Source organism: uncultured Thermomonas sp., assembly GCF_937872235.1.
Taxonomy (GTDB): Bacteria; Pseudomonadota; Gammaproteobacteria; order Xanthomonadales; family Xanthomonadaceae; genus Thermomonas; species Thermomonas beijingensis.
The window spans coordinates 1-14,495 of the sequence record NZ_CALMPC010000128.1 but is presented as its reverse complement, the minus strand read 5'-3'; the positions used below and the strand labels follow the sequence as shown (position 1 = coordinate 14,495).

Genomic DNA, 14,495 nt, shown 5'->3' with positions numbered 1-14,495 from the left:
CATTCCACCGGCACCGGCGTCAGTTTCCTGGTCACCACCGCGCGCTTGGCATACAGCGCCGCGTCCACACCGGCGGGCAGCACGCTGGCCACGTCGATCCCGGTCAAGTGATTGGCGATGATGTGGCGGGTTTTCTCAAACCAGAAATTGCTGATCTGGCACAGCATTTCGCCCTTGCCCGGGATCGGGTCGGGCAGCACCACGTCGAACGCGGACAGGCGGTCGGTGGCGACCATCAGCAGGTGCCCATCGCCCAAGTCGAACACGTCGCGCACCTTGCCACGGTGGATCAGGTTGAGGCCGGGCAAGTCAGAGTGCAGCAGGGTGGTGGCCATGCGGGTGAACATTGGAGGGGGTTGCATAGTTTAATCCCGTGCGCTGCCGTGTGCCCTGTAAACTTGCGCAATGACACGACGTTGGTATGGCAAATTCTTTGGTTTGATCGCAGGCTGGCTGTTGCTCAGGCACCCCGCTGGCGGCCTGATTGGCCTGCTGATTGGGCATGCGTTTGATGCCGACTGGTTCAAATCCTCGCGTGCCAACCCGTACCGCGTGTTTGGCCTGGGCGAGGATGCCAGCATGGCCGAAATCGACCAGGCCTACCGCCGCTTGATCAGCCAATACCACCCCGACCGGTTGACCGGCGCCGCGCCGGAGTTGCAGCGTCAGGCCGAAGCCAAAGCGCGCGAAATCAACGCCGCCTACGACCGCATCCAGAAATTACGGAAACAATGACCATGCAAACGACTGTCATCGCCCCCTCCATCCTGTCCGCCAATTTCGCCAAACTGGGCGAAGAAGTGGATAACGTGTTGGCGGCCGGCGCTGACTGGGTGCATTTCGATGTAATGGACAACCATTACGTGCCCAACCTCACCATCGGCCCGCTGGTCTGCGCGGCGTTGCGCAAACATGGCGTGACCGCACCGATCGACGTGCACCTGATGGTGGAACCGGTGGATGGCCTGATTCCGATGTTCGCCGACGCCGGCGCATCACATATCAGCTTCCACCCCGAAGCCAGCAAGCACGTCCATCGCAGCGTGCAACTGATCAAATCCAAAGGCTGCCAAGCCGGCCTGGTGTTCAACCCCGCCAGCTCGCTGGATGTGCTGGACACCATGCTGGACGAAATCGACTACGTGCTGCTGATGTCGGTCAACCCCGGCTTTGGCGGCCAGTCTTTCATTCCCTCGGCGCTCAAACAATTACGCAAAGTCCGCGCCATGATCGACGCCAGCGGCAAACCCATCCGCCTGGAAATCGATGGCGGCGTGAAGCCCGACAACATCGCCGAAATCGCCAAGGCGGGTGCCGATACCTTTGTCGCCGGCAGCGCGATTTTCGGAAAACCCGATTACGCCGCCGTGATTGCGCAGATGAAGCAGGCAGTGGTTGCCGCGCGTTGAGCCCGGCGCGGCACGGGCAGCAAACTTGCTTGTCGTAAGAACTGCCGCTGGCGCAACCTGCGCCGGCGGCGGAATAGTGGGGCGTCCTGCCCGTCTTTCGTCCCTGCTATGGCCTTCCATGTTCCGCGCAATGGGTGACACTGGCATGACGGATTGCTGTTTGCGTGCAATGCCGCAACGCGGTTAGGCTAGGGCCATGAACCGGGCGATTCCTTCTTCTATGCATGGCTGGCGATGGTGGCGTGGCAATGCCGCTGCGATCGCCCCACTGCCTGTTTTGAAGGATGTTTTGCATGATCACGCACGCCCAGTTTCAACAGTACACCGCTGACGGTTTCACCCTTGTTCCCATCGTGCGCGAGGTCTTGTCGGACCTCGATACGCCGCTGTCTGTCTATCTAAAACTGGCCGATGGCCCGCATACCTATTTGTTTGAATCGGTGGAGGGCGGCGAGCGTTTTGGCCGCTATTCCATCATTGGCCTGCCGGCGCGCACGGTGTATGAGTTTCGTGGGCACACGCTGGCGGTGCGCGAGCATGGCGACGTGGTGGAAACCCGTGAGGTGGCCGACCCGCTGGCCGAAGTCGAACGTCTGCGCGCTGCGCACAAAGTGCCACAGTTGGATGGCTTGCCGGGCTTCAATGGCGGACTGGTGGGATGGTTTGGCTTCGAATGCATCGAGTACATCGAGCCGTGCCTGAAGGCCAACCCCAAGCCCGACGAATTGGGCACGCCCGACATCCTGCTGATGCGCAGCGATGAGTTGGCGGTGTTCGACAATCTGAAAGGCCGCCTGTATTTGATCGTGCACGCCGACCCGCGCGCGCCGCAGGCCTGGGCGCAGGCCAACCGGCGCCTGGACGCACTCAGTCATCGGCTGCGCCACGGTGGTGCGCCGTATCCGGAAACGCTGCGTCCGGCGGCCTTGGACGAGGCCGACTTTGTCAGCGGGTTCACCCGCGAAGGCTTCATCGATGCGGTGCAAAAGGCGCAGGATTACATTCGCGCTGGCGATGCCTTCCAAGTGGTGCTGTCGCAGCGCATGAGTGTGCCGTTTCAGGCGCGGCCGGTGGATGTGTATCGCGCGTTGCGCGCGCTGAACCCTTCGCCATACATGTATTTTCTGGATGTTGGCGAAACGCAGGTGGTGGGTTCTTCGCCGGAAATCTTGGTGCGCCAGCAACAGGGTAAAGTGACGGTGCGCCCGATTGCCGGCACCCGCCCGCGCGGCAAGACCGAGGCCGAAGATCAAGCGCTGGAAGCAGAATTGCTGGCCGACCCCAAAGAGCGCGCCGAGCACTTGATGTTGATTGACTTGGGCCGAAATGACACTGGCCGCGTCAGCACTGCTGGCAGCGTGGAAGTGGGCGAGCGCTTCGTGATTGAACGCTACAGTCACGTCATGCATATCGTCAGCGAAGTGACCGGTCGCTTGCAGCCTGGCTTGAGTTATGCCGATGTGTTGCGCGCCACTTTTCCGGCCGGCACCGTCAGTGGCGCACCCAAGATTCGTGCGCTGGAAATCATCCGTGAACTCGAACCGATCAAGCGCAATGTGTATGCCGGCGCGATTGGCTATATCGGCTGGCATGGCGATGCCGATACCGCCATTGCCATCCGTACCGCCGTGATCCAGGACGGCCGCCTGCATGTGCAGGCGGGGGCCGGCATCGTGTTTGATTCGGATCCGCAAAAAGAGTGGGAAGAAACCATGAACAAAGGCCGCGCATTGTTCCGCGCAGTGGCGCAGGCGGCCAAGGGTTTGTAACAGGCCATCAACAGGAGCGATGCATGAAGCGGCTATTGGCAGGGATGTTGTTATCGGGTTGCGTGTTGGTAGCGCAGGCGCAATCGATTGGTGGAGCACCGTTTATCGCCGTACATGGCAAGGCCAAGGCCGAGGTGGTGCCAGATGTGTTTCCGCTGGAAATCACCTTGAAAGACACCAGTTTGGATGCCGCCAAAACACAGGCATTGATTGAAGGGCATGCCGAACGCATCTTGGCCACAGTCAAACAAATGAAACTGCAGGACGCGGATGTGACGGTATCGAATATGAACGTGTCACCGGCATACCGCTATGATCGCGCGACTGAAAAGCAGGTGTTCCTCGGTAACGTCTATCAGCGTGTCGTCAAGCTGCGTTTTCATGCGCTGGCGGATTTGTCGAAGATGATCGGCAGCTTGCCCAGCAGCAAGGAAATACAGATTGATACTGGTGAATTTGAAACATCACATGCGGATGATGTGCGGCGCGCACTGATGACAAAAGCAGTGGAAGACGCCCGCCTGACCGGCGAAGTTATGGCCAAGGCCGTAGGGCGCAAACTGGGCAGCGTCCACAACGTCTCGAACCGTGGCTTCAACGTGCAATATGTCGAGGGCGGCAATGATGATCCGCCGGTTGTGCTGGCGTCACCCAAGACGCTCGATAGCGTGACGGTCACCGGCAGTGCGCTGATGTCGCCGGGTGCGGTCATGCGGCAGGGGCACATCGAACTTGCGCAAGATGTGTACGTGATCTACACCCTCACCGACTGACGCAACAGCGTCGATCCGCAGGTCAACCGGTCGCCCCGCATTTCTTACCAATTGTTCATGCACAAGCAAGCTCACGGAGAGTTGCGCAGGCGCAACCTGTCCCTGCGGTGGGGATGGCCCTCATCGAAATCACTCCAAGTCTGAGGAATTGACATGAACACCATTCGCAAGACGCTGCTCGCTGTTGCCCTGACCGCACTCACTGGCGCTGCCGTTGCCGCCGTGCCGGCTGCTCCGCAGGCCACCACTCCGGCCGCACCTGCTGCCAGCAGCGCGCCGGCCAAGGCTGCCCCGGCTGCCAAGCATCACAAGAAGCATCACCGCAAGCACCACAAGGCTGGCGCTTCCAAGGCCGCCGCTCCGGCAGAACCGGCAAAGAGCTGATCCATAGCGGCGGGTACTCCCCCGTAACGGTGGTGCACTGACAGGTACTGACAGTGCATCACCGTGCCGTCAGGTCGCTGCACATACCCCGCAGATGCAAGTCTGCGGGGTATGCTTTTGTTGAACGGGAGAAAACATGCGCATCTTGCTGGTAGAAGACGATACCCACACCGCTGCATTCATTGCCAAAGGCCTGCGCGAGGACGGGCATGCCGTGGATCACGCCAGTGATGGCAAGCAAGGCTTGTTTCTGGCCAGCACCGAGCCGTATGACGCACTGGTGCTCGATCGCATGTTGCCCGGGTTGGATGGCATAACCTTGTTGCGCACTCTGCGCGGTGCCGGCAATCCGTTGCCAATCCTGCTGTTGACCGCATTGGGTGATACCGATCATCGGGTGGAAGGGCTGCGCGCCGGTGCCGATGACTATCTGGTCAAGCCGTTTGCCTTCGCAGAACTCAGTGCGCGGCTGGATGGCATCATCAAGCGCAACCGAGGCAGCAGCGAGCGCGAAGCCACCCGCCTGCAGGCCGCAGGTCTGGAGCTGGATTTGCTCTCACGCGAGGCACGTCGGGAAGGCCGTCGCATCGAACTGCAACCACGTGAATTCCGCTTGCTGGAATACCTGCTGCGGCACGCCGGGCAAGTGGTGACCCGCACCATGTTGCTGGAGGCGGTATGGGACTATCACTTCGATCCGCAGACCAATGTCATTGATGTCCATATCAGCCGGTTGCGGCAAAAAATCGACCACGGCTTCGAAAAGCCCATCCTCCACACCGTACGGGGTGCCGGTTATCGGCTAGGTGAATGAAGCGCCTGTTGCCCTCCACCAGCGCCAGATTGGCGTTGATCGTGATGGGTTTTTTCCTTGCCGCTTTCGTGCTGGTTGGGGCGGTGGTGTATGTCGCGGTGTCCACGTTGTTGTTGCAAGACACCCGCGAGTTGGTGAAAAGCGATGCAGCCACTTTGCTGGACATCTATCACGAGGGCGGGCACGCAAGATTGCTGGGCGAATTGCAAGACCGCATCCACGATCCCGATGGTGACCCGGATGCGGTGTATGCCTTGGCCGATGCGCAAGGTGGCAGCCTGCTTGGGCGGTTGCCGGAGGGCCGCAAGCCGGGTCGGCGCGGGCAATGGGTAGAGTTCAATGAACTTTCCCCGGAGCCAGGCCAGACCCTGCGTGTGTTGGCGTATGTGCAAACCCTCAAGACGGGTGAGGTGTTGCTGACCGGGCAGCGTTTGCAAGGACAGGATCAATTGTTGCAGGTAATGCAACAGGCGGCGCTGTTGACGCTATTGATTGCAGCGGTTGTGGGTGGGTTGGTGGGCTGGCTGATCTCGCGTTGGGTTGGGCATCGCCTGCGAAACCTGGATGCCACTGCCACCCAGATTGGCGGTGGTGAAATGGGATTGCGGGTGCCGCTGGATCACAGCGGTGATGCTTTCGATCAAGTGGCGCAACGCTTCAATGCCATGCTCGATCGCATCGAAGAATTGCTCAGTGGTGTGCGCCATGCCACCGACCATATCGCCCATGACCTGCGCACGCCGTTGACGCGTCTGCGCAACCGGCTGGAAGACCTGCGCCAGCAGCAAACCGATCCCGGCGTGCAACTCAGGCTGGACAAGGCACTGGCCGAAACCGATCAGTTGTTGCAATCGTTTGGTGCGCTGTTGCGGCTGGCACGGATCGAAGCACAGCCGTTGGAAGGTGATGCTCCGCTGCAGGATTTGCGTGAACTGGCCGATGACGCGGTGGAGCTGTACGCGCCGATTGCCGCCGAACGCGGCATTCGCATCAGCACGCAGTTGCAGACGGTGACGGTACGGGGGGATCGCGATCAGTTATTCCAATTGCTGGTGAACCTGCTCGACAACGCCTTGAAATACGCGCCACCCGGCAGCGAGGTGACGCTGTCACTGGAGGCGCAGCCGGATGGTGCATGTCTGCAATTGGCCGACGCCGGCCCTGGCATCCCCGAACACGAGCGTGCGCGCGTGTTCGACCGCTTCCAGCGGCTGGAAGCCCATCGCGGTTCGCCCGGAGTCGGGCTTGGCTTGAGCCTGGTGCGCGCCATCGTGGCCCACCATGGCGGCCATATCGAGCTGCAAGACAATGCCCCCGGGCTACGGGTACGGGTGATGTTGCCATTCCCGTGAGTGTGGCAAGTCCGGTGCGTGCTTGCGTTATCCTGCACGGCCCCCCGCACCCTGCCCGATTGGGCGCAGACCGCCATGTTGCTGATGCTCGACAATTACGACAGTTTCACCTTCAACCTTGTGCAATATCTGCAGGAGTTGGGCGCCGAGGTGCGGGTAGAGCGCAATGATGCGTTGAACGTGGCGCAAATCGCGGCACTGGGGCCCGACAAGATCGTGATTTCGCCGGGGCCATGCACGCCCAATGAGGCGGGGGTATCGCTGGATGTGCTGCGCGAGCTTGGCCCGCAGATCCCCATCTTTGGCGTGTGCCTGGGCTATCAGGCGTTGGGCCAGGTGTATGGCGGGCAAGTGATTCGCGCCGGTCGCATCATGCACGGCAAAACTTCGCCCATCGTGCATCAGGGCAAGGGTGTGTTTGCCGGCTTGCCCAGCCCGTTCGAGGCCACCCGGTATCATTCCTTGGTAGTCGAGAAAACCAGCGTGCCCGACTGCCTGGAAGTGACGGCATGGACGGAAAACGACGATGGCACGGTGGAAGAATTGATGGGCCTGCGCCACCGCGAATTTCCGGTGGAAGGCGTGCAATTTCATCCCGAATCCATTCTGACCCAGCATGGGCATGCGATGTTGAAAAACTTCCTGGATCGCACAGCATGAGTATTACCGCGCAAGGCGCGTTGCAGCGTGTCATCGAACATCGTGAAATCTTTTTCGATGAGATGGTCGACCTGATGCGGCACATCATGCGCGGCGATGTGTCGCCGGTGATGACCGCCGCAATTTTGTCCGGCCTGCGCGTGAAGAAGGAAACTGTGGGTGAAATTGCCGCCGCGGCCACCGTGCTGCGCGAGTTTGCGCGCCCGGTGCAGGTGATGGATCGTCGTCACATGGTGGATATCGTCGGCACCGGCGGCGATGGGGCACATACCTTCAATATTTCCACCGCTTCGATGTTCGTGGCCGCCGCCGCCGGCGCAAAAGTGGCCAAGCACGGCAACCGCAGCGTGTCGTCCAAGTCCGGCAGCGCCGATGTGCTGGAGGCGTTGGGCGCGTGTATTGAATTGCAGCCAGAGCAAGTGGCTGCGTGCATTGAACGCTGCGGCATTGGCTTCATGTTCGCGCCGGTGCATCACCCCGCCATGAAAGCGGTGGCGCCGGTGCGCCGCGAAATGGGCGTGCGCACCATCTTCAATATTCTTGGCCCACTCACCAATCCGGCCAATGCGCCGGGCATCTTGATGGGCGTGTTCCACCCAGATTTGGTCGGTATCCAAGTGCGTGTTTTGCAAGAGCTGGGTGCCGAGCGTGCGCTGGTGGTGTGGGGCCGCGACAATATGGATGAACTCTCGCTGGGCGCGGGCACCCTGGTGGGTGAATTGCGCGATGGCGTGGTGCGCGAATACGAGCTGCATCCGGAGGATTTTGGCATCGCGATGGCGCATAGCCGCAACCTGAAAGTGGCCGATGCGCAAGAATCGAAGACGCTGCTCATGCGGGCGCTGGACAATCAGGACGGCTTGCCGCGCGAGATCGTGGCCTACAACGCCGGTGCCGCGCTGTATGCCGCCGGCGTGGCCGAGGATATTGCCGATGGCATTGCGCGTGCACGCAAGGCGATTGCCAGTGGTGACGCACGGGCCAAACTCGACCACTACATCACCTTGACGCAGGAGCTTGCAGCGCAGGCATGAGCACTATTCTCGACACCATCCTGGCCCGCAAACGGGACGAAGTGGCGGCACGCCGCCAGCAGGTTTCGCAGTTCGAACTCAAAGCCCGCGCCGCCTCCGCGCCGCCTGTGCGCGGCTTTGCCGATGCCATTGCCGGCAAGATTGCCGCCGGCTTGCCGGCAGTGATTGCCGAAGTGAAGAAAGCCAGCCCATCGAAAGGCGTGATTCGCGCTGAATTTGATCCGGCAGCCATTGCACGCAGCTACCAGGTCGGCGGCGCAGCGTGTTTGTCGGTGTTGACCGACGTGGATTTTTTCCAGGGCAGCGATGCTTTTTTGCAGCAAGCGCGTGCAGCTTGCACGCTGCCGGTGCTGCGCAAGGATTTCATCGTGGATGCTTATCAAGTGTACGAAGCGCGGGTACTGGGTGCCGATTGCGTGCTGCTGATCGCCGCCGCACTGGATGATGTGCAGTTATCCGAATATGCCTTCATTGCCGACGCGCTGGGCATGGATGTGCTGGTGGAAGTGCATGATCTGGATGAGTTGGAGCGCGCATTGCCGGTGCCGGCGCGGCTGCTGGGGATCAATAATCGCAATCTGAAAACCTTCGAAGTAGCATTGCAAACCACCTTGGACTTGCAACACGCGGTACCTGCCGACCGCGTGCTGGTGACCGAAAGCGGCATTCTTGCGCCAGCCGATGTGGCCCGGATGCGCAATGCCGATGTGCATGCGTTCCTGGTGGGCGAAGCCTTCATGCGCCAACCTGACCCCGGTGCAGCCCTGCGCGAGTTGTTTGCATGAGCCAGCCGCAGTCAACGCCAGCGGGCAATGCGCCGCTGGTGGTGTTTGATTTTGATCACACCTTGTACAACGGCGATTCCGGCAGTCACCTGTATTGGTGGTTGATTTGTCGCAAATGGTGGCGCGTGCTGCTGGCGTTGCTGCTGGCCCCCATCGCGGGGCCATTGGTGGCCTTTCTGTCCACCCGCCGCGCCGGTATTTCGATGTTCACCTGGGCCGGCACGGTGGGGTTGAATGGCCCGCGTGACGTGGAGTTGCTGACCGCATGCTATGTCGCGCTGCATGCCGCAGCGATCAAGCAACGGCTACTGCCAATCGGTTTGGCGGTGTTTCGTCGGCATCGTGAGGCCGGCGATTGCGTGGTGTTGGCCACCGGCGCACCGCCCGCATTGGCGCGTGCGATTTTGACGCTGGCGGGGCAAGGTGACGTGCCGGTCATTGGCACGGTGCTCGGCCCCGGCCATGGCGGCATGGTGGTGCAGCAGCACTGCCACTACGCGATGAAGATGACGATGCTGCGCGCTGCCGGTTATACGCGACAGGTCGCTGCCGCGTATAGCGACAGCAGTGCTGATCTACCGCTGTTGCAGGCGGCGCAGCAGCCCGTGGTGGTCAACCCCAAGGCGGGCCGGGTGGTGATGTTTCGGCGCGTGTTGCCAGCCGGAACGCCAATTCTCAACTGGGGCTGCCCGGGCCGTGCCGGTGACCTGATGGGCGTGGCGTAAGCCGCGAACCAGGCGCCTTGAAATGCATTCGTGGCTTACGCTGTCCCTGCAGGAGACCGGGCCATGGGGTGCGCTCAGGCCGAACCCAGCGGCTTTACAAAGCGCACCGAGCTGCCGCTGTAGCCACACGCCTGATAGAACGCATGCGCCTCGATCCGCTGTGCGCCGGAGGTCAATTCAATGCGGGCCGCGCCGCCAGCACGTGCGCGGCGTTCGGCTTCTTTCAGCAGATGCCGGCCAATGCCCATGCCTTGTGCGTTGGGTGTGACCACCAGGGCCGTGACGCGGCAGGTGGTGGTGCCCAGCGGCAGGTAATACATGAAATCCAGCGCCATCAATCCGCAGACCGCGCCCTCGCGGCGCGCCAACACCAGTGCCTGACGGTCATTGGCCAGAATCATGCTGATCCGTTCGGCAGCATCGGCAAGCTCGCAGGGGTAGCCCAGCTCGGCCAGCAGTTGCGCCACATCATCGGCATCGGCAGGCACGGCATTGCGTAGATCCACGTCTTGCAAATACCGGTTCGGTGAAAACGCATGTCCCATCCGTGCGAACTCCTCTTGCAACTACCGGAAATGGCTAGCGGGTGCCGTATACCACCACGGTTTTGCCGCGTGCATGCAGCTTGCCATCGGCCTGCAGCTTTTTCAGTACACGCCCGGCCATCTCGCGTGAGCAGCCCACCAGCCGTGCCAACTCCTGACGCGATACCCGCAACTGGGTGCCCATCGGGTGGGTCATTGCTTCGGGCTCGCGGGCCAGATCGAACAGGGTGCGATAGATCCGGTCGGAGACATCCAGGAACGCCAGTCGGCCCGCCTTGCGGCTGGTATCCAGTAGCCGTTGGCTGATTTGCGCGCCGATCGAGAACAGCAGGCGGGTAGCGTCATTGGCCTGTGTCTGCAACAGCGCCTGCAGGCGCTCGTAGCTGATTTCGGCCAGTTCGCAGGCGGTGCGGGTACGCAAAGCCACGCCACGCTGATGGGTTTCCACAAACAAGCCCATTTCACCGATGAACTCGCCGGCACCGATATAGCCCAGTACCAATTCGCGGTCATCGCTCTCCCGGGCAATGATGCTGACCGATCCTGAAATGATGTAGTACAGCGTATTGGCCGGATCACCGGGATTGAAGATATCGGAGCGCGAGGGATATTTGCGCCGATGGCACTGCGCAACGAAGCGTTCGATGGTGGCGGCATCGGCCCCCATCGGATTGACGGTGCGAAGCAGGGCGGTTTTGGGGAAGGTGCTGGTCATTTGTTAGCTACCGGTGAATGGCCGAAGCTTAGGCGGAACCGTGACCGAGAGCAAACTTGCGCGCGCGCTGGCGGTCGGTTTGCCGCATAATTCCCGCCTTGTCTTGTCCTGCTGGATCCAATGCCGTGGTCAAACCGCTGCCGCGCCTGAAGCTGCAAGGCTTCAACAACCTCACCAAGTCACTCAGCTTCAACATCTATGACGTGTGCTATGCCACGTCGGAAGATGAGCGTCGGCGCTATATCGAATACATCGATGAAGAGTACAACGCCGACCGTCTGACCCAGATCCTGACGGATGTAGCGGAAATCATCGGTGCCAACATCCTCAACATCGCGCGCCAGGACTACGACCCGCAGGGCGCCTCGGTGACGATCCTGATTTCCGAAGAACCGGTGATCGACAAGGCCGACGCCAAGGGCGTGATTTCCGATGCGGTGGTGGCGCATCTGGACAAGTCGCACATCACCGTGCATACCTATCCGGAAACCCACCCGGACAATGGTATTGCGACATTCCGCGCCGATATCGATGTCTCGACTTGCGGCGTGATTTCGCCGCTGAAGGCGTTGAATTACCTGATCGAAAGTTTCGAATCCGACATCGTGGTGGCCGATTACCGCGTGCGTGGCTTCACCCGCGACGTGAAGGGCAAGAAGCATTTCATCGACCACAAGATCAATTCGATCCAGGACTATCTGGCCAAGAACGTGAAGTCACGTTACGAAATGATCGACGTCAACATGTATCAGGAAAACCTGTTCCACACCAAGATGCACTTGAAGGATTTCGATCTCGACCAGTATCTGTTCGAGGAAAAAGCACGCAACCTGTCGTTCAAGGATCGGCTGAAAGTGGAAGCGCGGCTCAAGCGCGAGATCGAAGAGCTCTACCACGGCCGCAATCTGGTGGATTGATCGGCTGTGGCTGCGGTAATGCAACAACAACGCCGGCGCAAGCCGGCGTTTTGCTGAGGGGCTACCGTTGCCAGTCCCATCACATGGGCTGCCCGTAGAATGGGACACACTTCATAGCTGGCCGCGCGGCCAAGGATGCGCCATGGCCGCCAATGCCACGATTTTCAAAGCCGAGCTACAGGTCACTGATCTGGATCGCCACTACTACGCCAGTCATGCACTGACACTGGCCCAGCATCCTTCCGAAACCGAGACCCGCCTGCTGGTGCGCTTGCTGGCGTTTGCGCTGCATGCCGACGCGCGCTTGGAGTTTGGGCGTGGTCTGAGCGACGAGGATGAGCCGGCACTGTGGCGGCGTGATTACACCGGCAGCATCGAACAATGGATCGAATTGGGGCAGCCGGACGAAAGCCGTTTGCGCAAGGCCAGCGGACGCGCCGCGCAAGTCATTGTAGTGGGGTATGGCAGGCAGGCCGCAGAGGCTTGGTGGAAGCGCAATGCACAAGCGCTCGGCCGCCTGCGCAACTTGACGGTGATCGAGTTGGACGATGCAGATGTCGCGCAAGCGACGGCATTGCTCGGCCGCGGGATGCGGGTCACCGCGATGATTCAGGACGGCGAATTGCAATTGATGGATGCCGACCGCAGCGTGTCGTTGCGGCCGCGCCTGCGCATGCAAGACGGTGCGCTGGCACCAGACTGACGGCGGCTTAGCCCCGATACGCCACGGTTTTCATCACGTGGGATGCGCCGGCCATCAGCATGGCCACCGGGCGCGGCAACAGGCGTGCCCCGGCAGCCATCGCGTTGTCGGCATGGCGCACTTCGTCGTCTTTCATCACCGACAAAATGGCGCGGCTACGCGCATCGGTGAGTGGCAGGCTGTGCAAGTGTTCCTGCAGATGCGCTTCCACCTGACGCTCGGTTTCCACCACAAAGCCCAGATTCCAGCCATCACCACGCAGGCCGGCGGCCGCACCAATGGCAAAGCTGCCGGCATACCACAACGGGTTGAACACGCTGGGGCGGCTGCCCAGCTCATGCAAACGATCGGCGCACCACGCAAGGTGGTCGGTTTCTTCTTGCGCCGCGTGCAGCAAGTGCGCGCGGGTGGCGGGGTCGCGTGCGACTGCCGCCTGGCCGATGTAGAGCGCCTGCGCGCACACTTCGCCGACATGATTGATTCGCATCAGGCCGGCGGCGTGCTGGCGCTCGTGGGTATCCAGCGCCGCCTCCGGCGTGTCCAGCCCGGGGTTAAGGCGCTGCGCACGCGGGGACCCCAGTAGGGTGATCAGTGCGTTCTGGGTGGAATCCAGCAGGCGATCCAGCGGGCTCAAATGGCGGACGGTTGTCATGCCCGCATTTTAGAATGGATGCGGGGAGGGCGGCGTGCGCAATGCGTGCAGGGGCATTGGGACATGCTTTGGAAAGGGGGCTGGCTTGCGCCGCCCCGCAAAACCCGCTATGATTCCGCTCCTTTCGTGCCCGGATTGCATCTGCCGGCCGCAAAAGTCAAACGCGAGGTGACGTTCCAAGCATTGGAACCAGCCCGACCAGGTACCCCTAGAAGAGTTCCCCATGAAGACTTTCATTGCCAAGAACGAGACCGTCCAGCGCGACTGGTACGTCGTTGATGCCGAGGGCAAGACCCTTGGTCGTCTGGCCGCAGCACTGGCCTATCGCCTGCGCGGCAAGCACAAGCCCGTATTTACCCCGCACGTCGACACCGGCGACTATCTGGTCGTGATCAATGCCGACAAGATCGTGGTGACCGGCAAGAAGCTGCAAGACAAGATGTATTACCGCTTCACCGGCTACGTCGGCAACCTGAAGTCGGAAAATCTGGCGCAGGCGCTGGAGCGTCACCCGGAGCGCGTGATCGAAATCGCCGTCAAGGGCATGCTGCCGAAGGGCCCGCTGGGCCGCGACATGTACCGCAAGCTCAAGGTTTACGCCGGTAGCGAACATCCGCACGCTGCCCAGCAGCCGCAAGTCCTGGACCTCTAAATCATGGCTATCACTCAGAATTACGGCACCGGCCGCCGCAAGTCCTCCACTGCCCGCGTGTTCCTGCGCAAGGGCAGCGGCAACATCACCATCAATGATCGTCCGATCGACGAGTTCTTCGGTCGCGAGACCGCACGCATGATCGTGCGTCAGCCGCTGGAGCTGACCAAGAACACCGAGACCTTCGACATTCTGGTGACCACCACCGGCGGTGGTACCACGGGTCAAGCTGGCGCCATTCGCCTGGGCATCGCCCGCGCACTGGTGGAATACGACGAAACCTTGAAGTCCGAACTGCGCAAGGCTGGTTTCATGACCCGCGACGCGCGTGAAGTCGAGCGCAAGAAGGTCGGTCTGCACAAGGCACGTCGCGCCACCCAGTTCTCCAAGCGCTAATCCGAGTCGCCCTCCGGCATTGTCGTGGCAGCTTGCCTGTACTGTCAGTACAGGCGGCGCGACCACTCCCAGCCAGAGGCCGATCGGCCAAGCGCTTCACCCGAAGGTATTCGGGCGAAGTACAATCAGTTCCATAGCCCCGTCGCCAAGCGGTAAGGCACCTGACTCTGACTCAGGCATTCGGTGGTTCGAATCCATCCGGGGCTGCCA

Annotated in this window: 19 protein-coding genes and 1 tRNA gene; 16 read left to right on the top strand and 4 right to left on the bottom strand. The window is 61.1% G+C overall.

The genetic code is table 11. From position 1 onward, the window contains the following. Positions 1-335 (bottom strand): phosphoribosylaminoimidazolesuccinocarboxamide synthase (locus tag QWB57_RS11045; protein WP_288969564.1); only part of this gene is annotated, 335 nt, incomplete at its 3' end. A 70-nt stretch (positions 336-405) separates the two neighbouring features. On the opposite strand from QWB57_RS11045, the gene QWB57_RS11040 reads away from it, so the two are divergent. From QWB57_RS11040 to QWB57_RS10990, 11 genes are all read left to right on the top strand, one after another. Beyond that, positions 406-735 carry a J domain-containing protein gene (locus tag QWB57_RS11040; protein ID WP_223629429.1) on the top strand — a complete coding sequence of 110 codons (330 nt, stop codon included), beginning with the start codon at positions 406-408 and terminating at the stop codon, positions 733-735. A 2-nt stretch (positions 736-737) separates the two neighbouring features. After that, the gene (gene rpe, locus QWB57_RS11035) at positions 738-1,409 is read left to right on the top strand and encodes a ribulose-phosphate 3-epimerase (protein WP_223629430.1); all 672 of its coding nucleotides are present in this window, start codon (positions 738-740) and stop codon (positions 1,407-1,409) included. A 293-nt stretch (positions 1,410-1,702) separates the two neighbouring features. Further along, the gene (trpE, locus tag QWB57_RS11030; protein WP_223629431.1) at positions 1,703-3,178 is read left to right on the top strand and encodes an anthranilate synthase component I; all 1,476 of its coding nucleotides are present in this window, start codon (positions 1,703-1,705) and stop codon (positions 3,176-3,178) included. Positions 3,179-3,201: 23 nt separating this feature from the next. After that, a complete protein-coding gene (locus QWB57_RS11025) occupies positions 3,202-3,951 on the top strand; it encodes an SIMPL domain-containing protein (protein WP_223629432.1) in 750 nt (249 codons plus the stop codon). A 153-nt stretch (positions 3,952-4,104) separates the two neighbouring features. Further along, the gene (locus QWB57_RS11020) at positions 4,105-4,335 is read left to right on the top strand and encodes a hypothetical protein (protein ID WP_223629433.1); all 231 of its coding nucleotides are present in this window, start codon (positions 4,105-4,107) and stop codon (positions 4,333-4,335) included. A 136-nt stretch (positions 4,336-4,471) separates the two neighbouring features. Beyond that, the gene (locus QWB57_RS11015) at positions 4,472-5,149 is read left to right on the top strand and encodes a response regulator transcription factor (RefSeq protein ID WP_223629434.1); all 678 of its coding nucleotides are present in this window, start codon (positions 4,472-4,474) and stop codon (positions 5,147-5,149) included. Beyond that, the gene (locus tag QWB57_RS11010; RefSeq protein WP_223629435.1) at positions 5,146-6,501 is read left to right on the top strand and encodes a HAMP domain-containing sensor histidine kinase; all 1,356 of its coding nucleotides are present in this window, start codon (positions 5,146-5,148) and stop codon (positions 6,499-6,501) included. Before QWB57_RS11015 ends, QWB57_RS11010 begins: the two co-directional genes overlap by 4 nt. 75 nt (positions 6,502-6,576) lie before the next feature. Continuing rightward, positions 6,577-7,161, top strand: coding sequence for an aminodeoxychorismate/anthranilate synthase component II (locus QWB57_RS11005; protein WP_223629436.1), 585 nt, complete (start codon positions 6,577-6,579; stop codon positions 7,159-7,161). After that, positions 7,158-8,195 carry an anthranilate phosphoribosyltransferase gene (gene trpD, locus QWB57_RS11000; protein ID WP_288969562.1) on the top strand — a complete coding sequence of 346 codons (1,038 nt, stop codon included), beginning with the start codon at positions 7,158-7,160 and terminating at the stop codon, positions 8,193-8,195. Before QWB57_RS11005 ends, trpD begins: the two co-directional genes overlap by 4 nt. After that, on the top strand, positions 8,192-8,980 hold the full coding sequence (gene trpC, locus QWB57_RS10995; protein WP_223629438.1) for an indole-3-glycerol phosphate synthase TrpC: 789 nt from the start codon (positions 8,192-8,194) through the stop codon (positions 8,978-8,980). The genes trpD and trpC overlap by 4 nt, the downstream gene beginning before the upstream one ends. Then, positions 8,977-9,705 carry a haloacid dehalogenase-like hydrolase gene (locus QWB57_RS10990; RefSeq protein WP_223629439.1) on the top strand — a complete coding sequence of 243 codons (729 nt, stop codon included), beginning with the start codon at positions 8,977-8,979 and terminating at the stop codon, positions 9,703-9,705. The genes trpC and QWB57_RS10990 overlap by 4 nt, the downstream gene beginning before the upstream one ends. 74 nt (positions 9,706-9,779) lie before the next feature. Here QWB57_RS10990 and QWB57_RS10985 read toward each other — a convergent pair whose 3' ends face one another. Then, positions 9,780-10,250 carry a GNAT family N-acetyltransferase gene (locus tag QWB57_RS10985; protein WP_223629440.1) on the bottom strand — a complete coding sequence of 157 codons (471 nt, stop codon included), beginning with the start codon at positions 10,248-10,250 and terminating at the stop codon, positions 9,780-9,782. Positions 10,251-10,284: 34 nt separating this feature from the next. Further along, on the bottom strand, positions 10,285-10,965 hold the full coding sequence (gene crp, locus QWB57_RS10980) for a cAMP-activated global transcriptional regulator CRP (protein ID WP_288969561.1): 681 nt from the start codon (positions 10,963-10,965) through the stop codon (positions 10,285-10,287). A 125-nt stretch (positions 10,966-11,090) separates the two neighbouring features. Here crp and speD point away from each other — a divergent pair, with 125 nt between their 5' ends. Then, positions 11,091-11,882 (top strand): adenosylmethionine decarboxylase, encoded by a 792-nt coding sequence (gene speD, locus QWB57_RS10975; protein WP_223629460.1) that lies wholly within the window; start codon positions 11,091-11,093, stop codon positions 11,880-11,882. A 142-nt stretch (positions 11,883-12,024) separates the two neighbouring features. Then, positions 12,025-12,585, top strand: coding sequence for a YaeQ family protein (locus QWB57_RS10970; RefSeq protein WP_288969559.1), 561 nt, complete (start codon positions 12,025-12,027; stop codon positions 12,583-12,585). 7 nt (positions 12,586-12,592) lie between these two features. Here the strand turns inward: QWB57_RS10970 and coq7 are convergent, their stop codons facing one another. After that, positions 12,593-13,237 carry a 2-polyprenyl-3-methyl-6-methoxy-1,4-benzoquinone monooxygenase gene (gene coq7 / locus QWB57_RS10965; protein WP_223629443.1) on the bottom strand — a complete coding sequence of 215 codons (645 nt, stop codon included), beginning with the start codon at positions 13,235-13,237 and terminating at the stop codon, positions 12,593-12,595. Positions 13,238-13,460: 223 nt separating this feature from the next. Between coq7 and rplM the strand changes: the two genes are divergently transcribed. The 3 genes from rplM (at position 13,461) to QWB57_RS10950 (ending at position 14,495) form a co-directional block, all read left to right on the top strand. Beyond that, a complete protein-coding gene (rplM, locus tag QWB57_RS10960) occupies positions 13,461-13,889 on the top strand; it encodes a 50S ribosomal protein L13 (protein ID WP_223629444.1) in 429 nt (142 codons plus the stop codon). Between the two features lie 3 nt (positions 13,890-13,892). Further along, the gene (rpsI, locus tag QWB57_RS10955) at positions 13,893-14,285 is read left to right on the top strand and encodes a 30S ribosomal protein S9 (RefSeq protein ID WP_223629445.1); all 393 of its coding nucleotides are present in this window, start codon (positions 13,893-13,895) and stop codon (positions 14,283-14,285) included. A gap of 135 nt (positions 14,286-14,420) precedes the next feature. Then, positions 14,421-14,495, top strand: a tRNA-Gln gene (locus QWB57_RS10950).